The sequence below is a fragment of the Corynebacterium sp. P3-F1 genome (assembly GCF_030503635.1).
Lineage (GTDB): Bacteria > Actinomycetota > Actinomycetes > Mycobacteriales > Mycobacteriaceae > Corynebacterium.
Genome location: NZ_CP129965.1, coordinates 486,443 through 500,095 on the forward strand (window position 1 = coordinate 486,443; position 13,653 = coordinate 500,095).

At 65.1% G+C, this 13,653-nt stretch carries 14 protein-coding genes; 8 read left to right on the forward strand and 6 right to left on the reverse strand.

What is annotated here, in order from left to right; all coding sequences use genetic code 11:
- Positions 1–7: 7 nt before the first annotated feature.
- Positions 8–1,063 (reverse strand): transcription termination factor NusA, encoded by a 1,056-nt coding sequence (gene nusA, locus QYQ98_RS02290; protein WP_302007158.1) that lies wholly within the window; start codon positions 1,061–1,063, stop codon positions 8–10.
- A 43-nt stretch (positions 1,064–1,106) separates the two neighbouring features.
- Positions 1,107–1,661, reverse strand: coding sequence for a ribosome maturation factor RimP (rimP, locus tag QYQ98_RS02295; RefSeq protein ID WP_302007159.1), 555 nt, complete (start codon positions 1,659–1,661; stop codon positions 1,107–1,109).
- Between the two features lie 50 nt (positions 1,662–1,711).
- Here rimP and QYQ98_RS02300 point away from each other — a divergent pair, with 50 nt between their 5' ends.
- The gene (locus QYQ98_RS02300; protein WP_302007160.1) at positions 1,712–2,557 is read left to right on the forward strand and encodes a DUF4439 domain-containing protein; all 846 of its coding nucleotides are present in this window, start codon (positions 1,712–1,714) and stop codon (positions 2,555–2,557) included.
- Positions 2,558–2,584: 27 nt separating this feature from the next.
- Here the strand turns inward: QYQ98_RS02300 and QYQ98_RS02305 are convergent, their stop codons facing one another.
- The gene (locus QYQ98_RS02305; protein ID WP_302007161.1) at positions 2,585–4,363 is read right to left on the reverse strand and encodes a proline--tRNA ligase; all 1,779 of its coding nucleotides are present in this window, start codon (positions 4,361–4,363) and stop codon (positions 2,585–2,587) included.
- A 31-nt stretch (positions 4,364–4,394) separates the two neighbouring features.
- On the opposite strand from QYQ98_RS02305, the gene yaaA reads away from it, so the two are divergent.
- The 5 genes from yaaA (at position 4,395) to QYQ98_RS02330 (ending at position 7,938) form a co-directional block, all read left to right on the forward strand.
- Positions 4,395–5,177, forward strand: coding sequence for a peroxide stress protein YaaA (gene yaaA, locus QYQ98_RS02310; RefSeq protein ID WP_302007162.1), 783 nt, complete (start codon positions 4,395–4,397; stop codon positions 5,175–5,177).
- Positions 5,178–5,399: 222 nt separating this feature from the next.
- Positions 5,400–5,852 (forward strand): hypothetical protein, encoded by a 453-nt coding sequence (locus QYQ98_RS02315; protein WP_302007163.1) that lies wholly within the window; start codon positions 5,400–5,402, stop codon positions 5,850–5,852.
- On the forward strand, positions 5,825–6,121 hold the full coding sequence (locus QYQ98_RS02320; RefSeq protein ID WP_302007164.1) for a hypothetical protein: 297 nt from the start codon (positions 5,825–5,827) through the stop codon (positions 6,119–6,121). Before QYQ98_RS02315 ends, QYQ98_RS02320 begins: the two co-directional genes overlap by 28 nt.
- Before the next feature lie 35 nt (positions 6,122–6,156).
- Positions 6,157–7,191: a thermonuclease family protein gene (locus QYQ98_RS02325; RefSeq protein WP_302007165.1), complete on the forward strand. Its 1,035-nt coding sequence runs from the start codon at positions 6,157–6,159 to the stop codon at positions 7,189–7,191.
- A gap of 21 nt (positions 7,192–7,212) precedes the next feature.
- A complete protein-coding gene (locus tag QYQ98_RS02330) occupies positions 7,213–7,938 on the forward strand; it encodes an NAD-dependent deacylase (protein WP_302007166.1) in 726 nt (241 codons plus the stop codon).
- Between the two features lie 7 nt (positions 7,939–7,945).
- Here the strand turns inward: QYQ98_RS02330 and QYQ98_RS02335 are convergent, their stop codons facing one another.
- Complete coding sequence (locus QYQ98_RS02335; protein WP_302007167.1) at positions 7,946–8,896, reverse strand: class I SAM-dependent methyltransferase; 951 nt, start codon at positions 8,894–8,896, stop codon at positions 7,946–7,948.
- Positions 8,880–9,617, reverse strand: coding sequence for a uroporphyrinogen-III C-methyltransferase (gene cobA / locus QYQ98_RS02340; RefSeq protein ID WP_302007168.1), 738 nt, complete (start codon positions 9,615–9,617; stop codon positions 8,880–8,882). The genes QYQ98_RS02335 and cobA overlap by 17 nt, the downstream gene beginning before the upstream one ends.
- Between cobA and QYQ98_RS02345 the strand changes: the two genes are divergently transcribed.
- A complete protein-coding gene (locus QYQ98_RS02345; protein ID WP_302007169.1) occupies positions 9,616–10,845 on the forward strand; it encodes a protein adenylyltransferase SelO family protein in 1,230 nt (409 codons plus the stop codon). The genes cobA and QYQ98_RS02345 overlap by 2 nt on opposite strands.
- 49 nt (positions 10,846–10,894) lie before the next feature.
- Here the strand turns inward: QYQ98_RS02345 and mqo are convergent, their stop codons facing one another.
- Complete coding sequence (mqo, locus tag QYQ98_RS02350; RefSeq protein WP_302007170.1) at positions 10,895–12,406, reverse strand: malate dehydrogenase (quinone); 1,512 nt, start codon at positions 12,404–12,406, stop codon at positions 10,895–10,897.
- A 186-nt stretch (positions 12,407–12,592) separates the two neighbouring features.
- On the opposite strand from mqo, the gene QYQ98_RS02355 reads away from it, so the two are divergent.
- On the forward strand, positions 12,593–13,651 hold the full coding sequence (locus tag QYQ98_RS02355) for an alpha/beta hydrolase (RefSeq protein WP_302007171.1): 1,059 nt from the start codon (positions 12,593–12,595) through the stop codon (positions 13,649–13,651).
- The last annotated feature ends 2 nt before the right edge of the window (positions 13,652–13,653 follow it).

The following is a 13,653-nucleotide window of genomic DNA, read 5'->3' on the forward strand; positions in this document are numbered from 1 at the left end:
CGCAGTTCTACTCCGGACGATCTGCGTCGGAGTGAATGTCGATTTTCCAACCGGTTAGGCGCGCCGCCAGACGGGCGTTCTGCCCCTCTCGGCCGATGGCCAGCGAGAGCTGGTAGTCAGGCACGGTCACTCGCGCGGTCTGCTCCTCGAGGCTGAGGATTTCTACTTTGACCACCTTCGACGGTGCCAGAGAATTGCCTACGTACACGGCCGGGTCGTCGGAGTAGTCGACAATGTCGATTTTTTCCCCGTTGAGCCCTTCCATGATGTTGGTGACACGGGCTCCTCGCGGACCGATGCAGGCACCCTTAGCGTTGATTCCCTTCACAGTGCCTTTGACTGCCACCTTGGAACGGTGGCCGGCCTCCCGGGCGATGCCGACGATCTCCACGGAACCGTCTTCCACCTCGGGGACCTCAAGCGCGAAGAGCCCGCGGACCAGCTCCGGGTGCGTGCGGGAGAGGTTGACGGTGGTGTTCCGGTCACCTGAGGTCACGCCGACGACGTAGGCCTTTACGCGGTCTCCGTGCTCGAGCTTCTCCCCCGGAATCTGCTCGGCCGGGAGCAGAATGCCGTCCTGGGGGTTCGCCTCGGTGCCGAGCTGGACGACAACGATGCCGCGGGCGTTCGCGCTCGCGTCGCGCTGCACGATGCCGGAGACGACCTTGCCCTCCAAACCGGAGTACTCGTCGTAGGCGCGGGTCGCCTCTGCGGAGCGCATCCGCTTGATGATCGCCTCGCGCACGGCGAGCGCACCCACGCGAGAGAAGTTGACAGGGGTGTCGTCGTACTCGGACACCACATTACCCTCGTCGTCGTACTCGCTCACCAGCACCGCAACCTGACCGGTCTCAGTGTCGATGTCCACCCGCGCCTTAGAGTCGTGGGTTTCGCGCGCCCCCTGTTTCTCTGCCTCAGAGCCGCCGCGCCCCACCGGACCGCTTTCTTCGCGTGTCTCGCGGTACGCGCTCAGCAACGCGGTGGCAATCGTGGTCAACAGGTCATCGACCGGGATGCCGGCTTCCTTCTCAATTCCTTCAAGCGCAGCGATATCGATATTCACTTGTCGTCCTTACTTACGTGCTCGGTTCTGAACCTTTACTGACCTATTCGGATGCGCCACCCGCAAGGGCTTCAACGTCCTGGTAGTCCTTGTCCGCCAGTTCCATTTCCTTTTCCGGCGGGGTGTTGAACTCAATTTCTACCACCGCTGGCGACACGGACGAAATAGGAGCCAGCTCGACCGCGGGCTCACCGCTTTTCTTCTCCGCAGGAGCGATGAGCGCGACGGTGTCTTCCGCCTCGTTCAAAGCGCCGATTCGGTAAGTTTTCTCGCTCACGGTCACCAGGTGCCCGCGGTTGCGGCGCCAGTGGCGCAGCTGCGTCAGGGGCAGGTCCACACCGGGAGTGGTCACCTCCAGGGTGTAACCGGCACCGAAATTGACGTCGCCGCGTTCCTCGGCGGCGTCGAAAAGCTCCGAAAGCTCGTTGGAGACCTCTTCCAACTGGTCGAGCGTCGGCGCGTCGTCACCAGCGACTGCGACGATCACTTGCGATTTCTTGCCGGCCTTGACCGTCTTCACGGCCTCGATGTCCAGCCTGTGAGAATCGGTGACGGGTCGAATCAGCTTCTCGAGTTCTGCGCTTTCCGGAAATGCCATGCCCACCACTGTACGGGTCTGCCATACCGCGGGCGGTACAGTCTCCCACTGTGAAGTCGTCTCGGAAGTCGTCTCGGAAGACCACCCGCCGCATCCTCGCTGTCTGCCTCACCGCAGCACTTGCCGCGCCGTTGGCTGCGTGCTCCCCGCTCGATGTCTTCGGGCCGCACGCGAACAGCGAGATCATGGCGCTAGCGAAGCAGGCGTCCGCCGACACGGCATCCGGCGACGAGAGGTGGGGCGAGCTGCGCGCATTCCACGCCGATCAGCTCAAAAACGAGGCCCGTCGGCTGTGCGGCACCGATGCGAGTGGCGCGCCTCCATCGACGTGCAACGTGGACTACGAGGACACCGACCTACCGCCCAGCGGCGACACCGCCGCATTGGTAGTCCAGACTGCGAAGGCCGCCGGCAAGGTTCCCGAGGATTCCGTCGACCTCGTCGTCGCCCAAGCCATCGACGCCGTCGCCGCCTCCGACGAACCGCTCGCCCTTCTCAACACCGACGGGCCGATCGACGACACCGACGCACTCGAGGCTGCCAAGCTGCTGGCCAATGCCGAATACGCCGTGGACTACGGCCTCGACATCGCCACCGCCTACGGCGACGAGCAGCTACAGGCGCGAATCGACAAGCTCCGCACGCTTCACGACGCCCGCCTGTCCTCCCTCCACGACGCCTTCCCCACAGATGCAATGCCCGCCCGCGAAGCCGGCTACGAGATTCCCGGCGGGGCGCCGACGAATCCTGCGGAGGCAGCCGCGTTCGTCGACAAGCTGGAAAGCGACCTCGTTGAACGCTGGCGCACCGCCGCCGCCGATGCCACCAGCGTTGACTGGCGCACCGCCGCCATCATCCTGGCTGGGCATGCGCAGCGCGCCGCGGAAACCGCCTAGCCAGCGACGGCTAGGGCAGCCCAACCCCTAGCCGCGGACGAGCTCTGCGACCTTCTCCACGATCTGGTCGGCCGGCACCTCGAGAGTCTCGCCGCCGCGGATCCGCAGCTCGATGATTCCGTCCGCGAATGCGCGGCCCAGGATCACGATGAACGGCATGCCCAGCAGCTCGGCATCCTTGAATTTCACGCCGGGGGAAACCTTCGACCGGTCGTCGACAAGCACGTCGATGCCTGCGGCCTCGAACTCTCCGACCAGCCGCTCGCCGGCCTCCATCGCTGCAGCATCCTTGTTGGCCACGGCGAGGTGCACCTGGTACGGCGCGATCTCCTTCGGCCAGACGAGGCCCTTGTCATCGTGGGTCTGCTCCGCGATCACGGCGAGCATGCGGGTGATGCCGATACCGTAGGAACCCATCGTCGGAACCGCGCGCTTGCCGTTCTCGTCCAGAATCTGCACGTCGAACGCCTCGGTGTACTTGCGCCCGAGCTGGAAGATGTGCCCCAGCTCGATGCCGCGGGCCAACTGCACGGTACCGTTCCCGGACGGTGAAGGATCGCCCTCCTTGATCTCGGCGGCCTCGATGAACTCGTCCACCTCGAAATCGCGGCCGGCCACGAGACCAACGACGTGCTTTTGCACCTCATCAGCACCGGTGATCCAGGACGAACCGTTGACCACGCGCGGGTCCGCGTAAAGCTTTACGCCGTTCGCCGCGAGCGCACGGGGCCCCACATACCCCTTCACCAGGAAGTCGTTGTTGGCGAAGTCCTCCTCGCTAGCCAGCTCGAACGTCGCCGGCTCCAGCGACGCTTCCAGGCGCTTCTCGTCCAGTGCGCGGTCACCCGGGATGAGCACACCAGCCAGCTGCGGGCCGACCGGTTCTCCGTCCTCGTCGAGTTGGCGGGGATCAGTGATCTTCACCATCATGCACTTGAGGGTGTCGGCGGCTTCGGCGGGGCGGCCGTCGATAAGCACGCCCTGGCCGTGAGCCCACTCGACGAGTGCTTCGATGGTCTCCGATGCCGGTGTGTCGTGCACCTGCGCCTCCGGCTGGCCCTCGATCGGGCGCTCTGCGGGTGGAACGGTCACCACAGCCTCGACATTTGCGGCGTAATCGCGCGCGGTGGAGACAACGAATGTGTCCTCACCATTGTCGCTGTACGCGAGGAATTCCTCCGACGCGGAGCCGCCCATCGCGCCGGACGTCGCCTTGCAGATCTCGTACTTCAAGCCCACACGGTTGAAAATCGCCTGGTAGGCGCCGCGGTGCTTGGCGTACGACTGATCGAGCCCCTCATCCGACATATCGAACGAGTAGCTGTCCTTCATCACGAACTCGCGGCCGCGCAGCACGCCCGCACGCGGACGCGCCTCGTCGCGGTACTTCGTCTGGATCTGGTACAGAGTGACAGGGAAGTCCTTGTACGACGAGTAGAGGTCCTTCACTGCCGCAGTGAACATCTCCTCGTGCGTCGGGCCCAGCAGCATGTCGGCGCCCTTGCGGTCTTTGAGACGGAACAGGTCGTCGCCGTACTCCGTCCAGCGGTTCGTCGCCTCGTACGGCTCGCGCGGAAGCAGCGCCGGGAACAACAGCTCCTGGGCGCCGATCGCGTTCATCTCCTCGCGCACGATCTGTTCGATATTGCGCAGCGCGCGCAAACCCAGCGGCAGCCACGAGTACACTCCCGGCGCGGCGCGGCGAATGTAACCGGCGCGCACTAACAGCTTGTGGCTAGGCACCTCAGCATCAGCGGGATCTTCGCGCAACGTGCGCAGGAACAGCGTGGACAACCGTGTGATCATGCGGGTGAGTTTACCCGGTAGCTTTGATGGCATGCTGATCGTGCTCCCACCCTCCGAAACCAAAGCTCCCGGCGGGGAAATGGACGGCATCGACGTGTCGTTTCCCCCGCTTGACCCGATCCGCGGAGAGATCATGGACGACCTCGCCGCCCTCGATGTCGACGAGATGATGGCCGCGCTCAAGCTCCCCGCCACCAAGCGCGAAGAAGCGGCCGAGAACCTCGAGTTGCGCACGGCACCCGTCATGCCCGCCATCTACCGCTACACGGGCGTGCTTTACGACGCCCTCGATGCCGATTCCCTCCCCTCCCCCGCCCTCGACCGCATTGCCATCGGCTCGGCATTGTTCGGTGTGGTCAGCGCCGGCGATACGATCCCCCGCTACCGGCTCTCCGGCGGCTCCAAGCTCCCCGCCCGCGGCGGTGACCGGCCCACGATGAAAGCCCGGTGGGGTTCCGAGATCACCGACGCCCTGCTCGAGGCGGCTTCCGGTGCCGGTGCTGGCCCTTCTGCCGGCGCGGGCCTGATTGTGGACATGCGCTCCGGCGCGTACCAGCAGCTCGGCCCCGTCCCCGGCGCGGTCACAGTCCGGGTGGAATCGGTGCAGGAGGACGGCTCCCGGAAGGTGGTCAGCCACTTCAACAAGCATTACAAGGGCGAGCTCGCGCGGGTGCTGGCCAGCGCGGCAGATGCGGACAGCGTGACCGACATCGAGGGTGTCGCCGCCATTGCCGACGCCGCCGGCATGACGGTGGAGCTGCCGGGTGCGGATGCGAAGGGGAAGGACGCTAACCAGCTCACGCTCGTGGTGTAGAGGTGCCGCGGAGCGTCGATAAGCGTGCACACACCGGTGGCAGCCTCACGCGTTCTCCTTTGCGCAACTGGCATCCTTGTTCAATGTTGCCCCACGCCGCTGGGTGTGTGGACCTCAGCGCCGCCTTGAGCGCGCGCTTTTGTCGTTGTCCATGTCTCCCCCGCGGGCCATTTCCGCTCTGTCCGCCGTTTTCCACCCGCGGCTGTCCACTACAGTGGGCATGTGACTTCCCGAGGCTCGTACGGCGTATCGCTCGCGTTCGCGTTGCTCAGTTTCACTGTCATCGTGCTGTGGTTCGATGCTGTGCCGCCGGAGATCCCCGTCCACATCGGTCCGGACGGCGAGGTCGACCGCGTGGCGCCCACGTCCGTGGCTAGCGCGACGTTCGGCGCGTGGTACTCCGTGCTTCTCCTCGTGCTGCTTTATTTCGCGTCGCCGCGCCCGAGCATGGCTTATCGACGCATCCCGGTCCCCGACCCCTCCATCCCCTTCTCCCAGACCGCCGCCGACAAGGCAGCGGCCCTGTTGGAGATCACGCAGCGGTCAATAGCGTGGATCGCCCTGGCCACAACAGTGCCGCTGTGCTTGATTCAGTTCACTTTCACGTTCCCGGGCTGGCGTCGTACCGCACAGCGGCGGGATTGCTCATGGGGGTCGGCCTCTTGGGTGCGGTGATCTACACCTTCATCCTCATCGCCGGTTGGCCGAAGCAGATGGAGGAAATGCCCACCGACGACGAAGAACGTGCCCGGCGAAAGTACTTTGGTGCGGGATCCGGGATGGGCTTCTACAACGAGCCGGACGACCCGATGGTCACCTGGGTGTCTCCGTTCAACCAGAGCAAGGTAGACCTGAACTGGGCGCACCGCCCAGTGAAGCAGTACGTCTTCACTGTTCTTGCGCTCCTCGCCCTGGTGTGCGTCACGCCGTTCATCACCCTCTAGACTCACGCGGACCCGGTATCCACGAGGAGACAGTGATGAAGAAATGGGTTTTGGGAGTTGTGGCGGCAGCGGTCGCGGCGTCGGGTGCTGCAGCCGCGGTCGTGGTGGGCAGCGACCCTACCGTGGAGCGCGTCGTCGACGGGGACACCATCGACGTGTCCACGTGGTCGGGGACGAAGCGGGTGAGGTTGCTCAACATCAACACCCCTGAGCTCGGCCACTTCGGTTCCCCCGAAGAATGTCTCGCCCAGGAGGCCAAGAACCGGCTCGAGGAGCTGCTGCCGGAGGGCACGAAGGTGACCCTCGAGTACGACGTGGACCGTCAGGACCAGTACGGCCGTGAGCTCGCCGGAGTGTTCAGGGGCGGCGACTTCATCAACGAGCAGATCGTCAGCGAAGGTTTCGCGCACGCTGTGCTTTTCGAACCGAACCGGAAATTCTACGACCGGATTCTCGCCGCGGAAGCGGGCCCGCGCACAAACGGTACCGGGGTGTTCGGCGTCGGCCCGGAATGCCTCACGTCCAATTGGATGGACCAGTCCCGCCTCGAGGGCCTCCAGCGCGACGCGAGCGAACTGGACGGGATGGATCTTGCGGCCCCTGCGCAGACCGCGTCTGCCCGCCGCATCGTGGACCGCATTCGGCGCACGAGCGAGGACCTCCTCAAACGTGCGGTCAGCGCGGAGGACACCTTCTACACCGCGCAGCTGCGGGATTATCTGGATGACACGCGTGCACGAGCCGACGAGGCGGAGCGGATCATCAACGCGACCGAAAATCGCGAAAAGGAACGAGTGGAGCAGGAACGCCGCGAAGAGGAAGAAAAGCGGGCGGCAGAGCTGGAAAAGCAGCGGCTCGAGATGGAGCGCCAGCGTGCAGCCGAGCAGGCGCTGCCTCCCGCGCAAGCAGCCGACCCTGCGCCGCGCACCACATCAGGTGGGGCGTCCGGCAGCGCGGACACGTACACCGGCTGCCGCGCATACGGCGGGAATTACTCGCTGAACAACGTGGACAAGAACGGCCGGCGCTACGCCAAGATCGACTGCGCAACGAAGGTGCAGATCGGCTAGCCGCGCAATAGCCTAGGAGCCATGAGCTTCACGCGCGCCCAGGAGATCCTCGCCGACGCCTCGCACATCGAGGTTTTCACCGGTGCCGGCATGAGCGCCGACAGCGGCATCGCCACCTACCGCGACGCGCAGACCGGGCTGTGGGAGAACGTTGACCCGCAGGATATGGCGTCGACAGACGCGTGGCACGACGATCCGTCGACGATGTTCGCGTGGTACCTGTGGCGCGCGCATCTCGCGCAGCAGGCGGAACCGAACGCGGGTCACGTCGCTATCGCACGCTCACCGAAGACCACGGTGACCACGCAGAATATCGACAATTTGCACGAGAGGGCGGGCAGCACGGAGGTCGTTCACCTGCACGGTTCGCTGTTTGAATTCCGTTGTTCGCTTTGCGACGCCCCCTTCCCCAACCCCATCTCCTTCCCCCAGGAGCCGGTCGCTGAGATAACCCCTCCCGCCTGCGCGGTGTGCGGCGGTCCGGTGCGGCCGGGGGTTGTGTGGTTCGGGGAGGCTCTTCCCGAGCGGGAGTGGGCCGAAGCCGAGCGCCGCATGAGCACTGCCGATGCATTGTTGATCGTGGGCACCTCCGGAGTGGTCTACCCCGCCGCCGGGCTGCCGCTGATGGCGCACGCCCGCGAGATCCCCATCGTCGAGGTCACTCCGATGCGCACCGACCTATCGCACTTAGCCGACGTCGTTGTCGAGGACACCGCGGCCAATGCCCTGCCGAAGATCCTGGGATAGCACCGGGTTAACCAGTCGCCCGCAAGACTGTGAACGTCTTGTCGCGCGCCACCTGTTCCACTGAATCGAAGCGGCGCTCCACTTCCCCGCGGTAGCGCAGATGCGAGTTGTGCACCAGGTACAGTGCGCCACCGGGGGCCAGGAGGCGCACGGAGGCGTCGAGAAGATGCTGCACGAGCGTGGCGTCGACGGTGGTCCCGTCATGGAACGGCGGGTTGAGCGCAATGATGTCGAACGAGGCATCCGGCAAACGGGAGCCGGCATCGTCCCACGTCGCTTCCCGTCCGACGGCGCGTAATGAGAGCACCGCGTCCGTGTCTGAGTCAGTGGCCACCGCGTCGAGTCCGCGGGTGACGGATCCGTTGCCGCAGCCGAGATCGAGCAGACGTCCCGGCTCAGCGGGCAGACATGAGCGTAACAGCTCCCCGCCCCGATCCGGTTTCGCGCCGGAGAACACACCGCCGATAGCGGCGAGGCCGTCGCAGCGCACCGGTTGGTAAGCCACATCGCGCGGGGACGACGCAACAAGGCAACGGAATTTGCCGCGGCCGAGGGAGGCGGACACCTCCGAGAAAGACTCCCCCAACACCGCGTTCATGCCGCGCGACAGGTGCTTGTTGTTCGCGCCGAGCACCACTCGCACGTCCGAGTGCCCGGCACCGGCGATCGAGCGCGCCACGTAGTCGAGCCGCGCCAGCGACTTCGGCATCTCCCCGACCGCGACTGCGCACCCTTCAGAGCCTGTCAGGAACTCATCCAAGCGCACATCGCCGGCGACCTGGGCGCCGAGAGAAGCAGCTTCCTGGCTGCGGGTGTAGTCCGAATCCAGGAACACCACCGGCCCGCCGGCGGCCAGGGCGGTGCGGGTGAGGTCCAGGGTGGGGTCGTGACAGATGAGGGTGGTGGCAGAGGCGCGGATAAGCGCCGTGTCGATGATGAGGCTATCCAGCGTGCGCAAGTCCGGCCACCTCCCCGATCACGTAGACGGCGGGGTTGGTGACGTGCTCGCGGTCCATTGTGTCGGCGAGCTCGCCAAGCGTCGTGCGGAACTGCCGCTGGCGAGCAGTCTCCCCGTCCTGAATGACCGCGGCCGGAGTGCCTGGGGCGAGCCCAGCGCCGAGAAGCGCCTCCGTGATCGCGGTCGCTTGGCGCACGCCCATGATCACCACGATCGTTCCGCCGACGCGAGCGAGAGCCTCCCAGTCGACGAGCGAACGCGGATCGCCCGGCGCAAGATGCCCCGACACGACCGTGAAAGAGTGCGTTACCCCGCGCTGCGTCACCGGGATTCCCGCCGCTGCGGGAACTGACACAGCGCTGGTCACGCCGGGGACGACCTCGCACGGCACGCCAGCGGCTGCGCACGCCTGACGCTCCTCGAAGCCGCGGCCGAACACGTACGGATCCCCGCCCTTGAGCCGCACAACGCGCTTGCCGTCGCGGGCGTGGGCGACGAGGAGCTCGTTGATCCGCTTCTGCGCCACCTGCTTCGCGTACGGCAGCTTCGCCACATCGACGATCTCCTTGCCAGTAGTATCCAAGAACTGGTCCAGCTGGTCCGTCGGCCCCAGATGATCGGTCAGGATCACGTCCGCGGCCTCCAGCGCGCGCAGACCGCGCACCGTGATCAAATCCCACGCGCCTGGGCCGCCGCCGACCAACGTCACACTTCCGTTCATGGCCTACAAGTCTAGGGTGGTGCCCATGCCGGAACCGAACCTCGCCCACACTCTCGCCGACACGTTGCCGTCCATGGCGGTCGAGTCGCGCGGCGCAGACTTCCCCGACCCGCAGCTTCTCGTGCTCAACGAGGAACTCGCAGCCGCGCTCGGCCTCGACTGCGGGTGGTTGCGGTCCGACGACGGTCTGCGCTGGCTCACCGGCGCATACGGCGGTCACGCGACGGCGTACGCAGGGCACCAGTTCGGCCAGTTCGTGCCGTTGCTTGGCGACGGCCGCGCCCTACTCCTCGGCGACCTTCCCTCCCCCGTCGGCCGAGTGGAGATTCAGCTGAAAGGATCTGGGCCCACGCCGTTTTCAAAACCGGGGTCGGACGGCCGCGGTGCGCTCGGGCCGATGCTGCGCGAGTACCTGGTCAGCGAGTTCATGCACGTTGCAGGCGTGCCCACGACGCGGTCTTTGGCCGTGCTGACCACGGGCGAAACGGTGCTGCGCCAGCACGGGCCGGTGCCCGGCGGTGTGGTCGTGCGGGTTGCGCGCAGCCACCTTCGTGTCGGGTCGGTGCAGTACGCGGCGACGCAGTCCGCGGACCTGGTAGGCGACGTGGTGGCCGCTGCCGGCTTTGACACACCCGAGGATTTGCTCGCCGCAGTCATGGAACGCCAGCTGGACCTCGTGGCCCAGTGGATGCGCCTCGGCTTTGTCCACGGGGTGATGAACACTGACAACACCGCCCTGTCCGGCGAGACCATCGACTACGGACCATGCGCGTTCACGGAGCGTTTCGTGGGCGACGCCTGCTACTCCTCCATCGACACCGGGCGGCGCTACGCGTTCGGCAATCAGCCCGACATCATGGCATGGAACCTCACGCGTCTCGCCGAGGCCCTGCTGCCGGTGAGCAACGCCGACGCGATGCGGGAAGTCCTCGGCGACATCGAGCCCACCTGGCACCGCGCGCGGGCCAGGCACATTCCCGATCCCGAGGCGCTGGGAGAGGCCAGCGACATCACCACCTACAACCGCGAACACCACGGCGGACCGGTTTTTATACCCCGCAACCAGATGCTCGAGTCCGCAATCGCCGCCGCCGAGCAGGACGGCAACCTGATGGCTTACCGCGAGCTCCTCGCTGCTGTCACCGACCCCTACAACGCAAAAGCGGGCCCGGCCTGGATGGCCGAGCCCGAGGGGGAAGCCCCCTTCACCACGTTCTGCGGAACCTAGCGCCGCTCACGGCACTCCGGTAACGGCGCGTCGCCCGCCGCGCGCTGAGCTAGTTATCCAGCTTCAGGACGCGCTGCGTGTACTCCCACTGCTGGTCGTACAGGTCACGGTGGCGCTTGAGGGACTTGCCGTACGTCGGGATCATGTCGTAAAGCTTCGGGCCCCACTCGATCATGCGCTCACCGAAGCAGCGCTCCAGCAGTTCGAGCATTGCGGCCGGTGCGATGGACGCGCCCGGGGAAGCACCGAGGATACCGGCGATCGAACCGTCCTGATCGTTGACCAACGCGGTGCCGAACTCCAGGGAGCCGAAGTGAGGCGGAGCAGCCGGCTTGATGATCTGGACGCGCTGGCCCGCAATGACAGCTTCCCAGTCGTTGTTCTCCGCGGACGGCATGTAGTCGCGCAGGTCGTCGACACGGCTGTCGAAGGACTTGAACACCTCCTCGACGAGGTATTTGACCAGTTCGAAGTTGGTGGCTGCGACACCCAGGTAAGACGGGATGTTGTCGGGGCGGATGGACTTGAACAAGTCCAAGTAGGAGCCTTCCTTCAGGAACTTCGGGGTCCAGCCGCCGAACGGGCCGAACAGCAGGGACTGCTTGCCGTCCACGACGCGCAGGTCCAGGTGCGGAACAGACATCGGCGGAGCGCCGACCTTCGCCTTGCCGTAGACCTTCGCCTGGTGCTTTTCCACCAGTTCCGGATTGGTGGAGCGCAGCCACGCACCCGAGATGGGGAAGCCGGCGTAACCGCGGACCTCCGGCACGTTCGCGGAGCGAAGCAGGTCAAGGGCGTAACCGCCAGCGCCGACAAAAACGAAGCGCGCACGGGTGACCTGGGTGTCACCGGTGTACAGGTTCTTCACCTTGACGTGCCAGAACTTGCCCTTCTTCTTCAGGCTCTTCACCTCGTGCCCGTAACGGATCTCGGTGCCGGCCTTCTTGGCGTGGTTGAAGAACTGATTGGACAACGCGCCGTAGTTGACGTCTGTGCCGGCATCGGTCCACGAAATAGCGACGTGCTCCCGATCGAAGTCGCGGCCGGCGGCCATGAGAGGCAGCTTCTCCGCGAATTCGTCGCGGTCATCGGTAAACCTCATGTCCGGGAACATGTAGTTGCCGCTCAGAGCCTCATAACGGCGCCGGAGGTAATCGATCTGGTCATCGCCCTGGGCGAAGGAGACGTGCGGGACCGGGTTGATGAACGCGGTCGGGTCCGTCAGCACGCCTTCCTCAATCTGCTGGGACCAGAACTGGCGGGACACCTGGAATTTCTCGTTGATGGTCTGCGCCTTGGAGACGTCGATGCGTCCGTTCTTCTCCGGCGTGTAGTTCAGCTCGCACAGTGCGGAGTGGCCGGTACCGGCGTTGTTCCAGGGGTAGGAGGATTCGAGAGCCGGCCCGTCCAGACGCTCGTACACCAGCTGCGTCCATTCCGGCTCCAGCTGACGGATCATGGCGCCCAGCGTGGCGCTCATGATGCCAGCGCCGATCAGGAGGACGTCAACCTCGTCTCCGTTCCCTGTGCCCTTTGCTTGCTGCGAATACGGTGTTGACACTTTCAATGACCTCTTCGATCCGGTTATCGGGTGATGCTGATGAAGCTTACTCTAATCGTTCCACTCCATTTCCAGTTCACAATAAACACCCTTTAGCACCCCCAATAACCACACAGTAAGGTCGAGCTGGACCCAACACTGGTGGGCAGCCCCCACCCCCACGCTGGCGGACCTAAGATGAGGTCCATGAATTCCGACGTTTCCAAGGACACCGAAAACGCCCGTACTCCCCTTCCCATTGACGAGCTGAGCTGGACTGCCGACGAACTCGGCGAGGGTTACCAGAAGGCCACGATTCCCCTCGGACCGGACCCGGAGGGAGAAGGCGAGAACATCGCGGTCCTCGTCAAGGCGGGCGACGATGCCGCGACCGGAAAACCGGCGCTTTTGTGGGTGCACGGTATGTCGGACTATTTCTTCCAGACGCACGTTGCCGAGCACTTCACCGCCAAGGACTACCCGTTTTACGCAGTCGACCTACACAAGTGCGGCCGCGCCCACCGCGAAGGCCAGCGCTGGCACCACACCAACGACATGGCCACCTATTTCGACGAACTGACCAAGGTGACCAACCTCATCGCAGAGAAACACGGCGCGGTCATCCCCCTGGCACACTCCACTGGTGGTCTCATCGTCCCGCTCTGGTTGGACCACGTCCGCCGGAACGACCCCGAGACCCACAGCCACGTCGCCGGGATAGTTCTCAACAGCCCGTGGGTAGACATGCAGGTGCCGGAATGGCAGGTGAAGGTATTACGGCCCGTCGTCAAGCTTGGTGCGAAACTTGCGCCGAACCTGAAGTTGCCCATTTCGGGCGAGTCGACATACGGCGAGTCCATTTATAAAGGCCTCCACGGACACTGGGACTTCGACACCGAGAAAAAGCGGCTCGGCGGCCATGATAAGTACATCGGCTGGCTCAACGCCGTCCTCCAGGGCCAAGAGACGCTCCACAGCGACGACACCGACGCCGCCGTGCCCACTCTCACTCTGTGCTCCACGCACTCATACCTGGGAAAGCCCTACTCGCCCGCCGCGGACACAGCAGACACCGTCCTCGACGTGGAACAAATCCAGCACTGGGCGCCGCAGCTCACCACCGCGGGGCATGTCACCCGCCCGATCCCCGGCGCGCTGCACGACGTGTTCCTCTCCCAGCCGCACGCCCGCTACCTCGCCTTCAACGCCGCCGACGAGTGGCTGAACTCGCTCGATCCCGCCAAAGCGACCGACGCAGAAAGCTAGGA

Bases quoted from the DNA above. Each gene is read 5' to 3' on its own strand.
- rimP (WP_302007159.1), bottom strand. From the start codon at position 1,661: ATGGCATTTCCGGAAAGCGCAGAACTCGAGAAGCTGATTCGACCCGTC.
- QYQ98_RS02305 (WP_302007161.1), bottom strand. From the start codon at position 4,363: ATGATCACACGGTTGTCCACGCTGTTCCTGCGCACGTTGCGCGAAGAT.
- yaaA (WP_302007162.1), top strand. From the start codon at position 4,395: ATGCTGATCGTGCTCCCACCCTCCGAAACCAAAGCTCCCGGCGGGGAA.
- QYQ98_RS02320 (WP_302007164.1), top strand. From the start codon at position 5,825: ATGGGGGTCGGCCTCTTGGGTGCGGTGATCTACACCTTCATCCTCATC.
- QYQ98_RS02325 (WP_302007165.1), top strand. From the start codon at position 6,157: ATGAAGAAATGGGTTTTGGGAGTTGTGGCGGCAGCGGTCGCGGCGTCG.
- QYQ98_RS02330 (WP_302007166.1), top strand. From the start codon at position 7,213: ATGAGCTTCACGCGCGCCCAGGAGATCCTCGCCGACGCCTCGCACATC.
- QYQ98_RS02345 (WP_302007169.1), top strand. From the start codon at position 9,616: ATGGCCTACAAGTCTAGGGTGGTGCCCATGCCGGAACCGAACCTCGCC.
- cobA (WP_302007168.1), bottom strand. From the start codon at position 9,617: ATGAACGGAAGTGTGACGTTGGTCGGCGGCGGCCCAGGCGCGTGGGAT.
- QYQ98_RS02355 (WP_302007171.1), top strand. From the start codon at position 12,593: ATGAATTCCGACGTTTCCAAGGACACCGAAAACGCCCGTACTCCCCTT.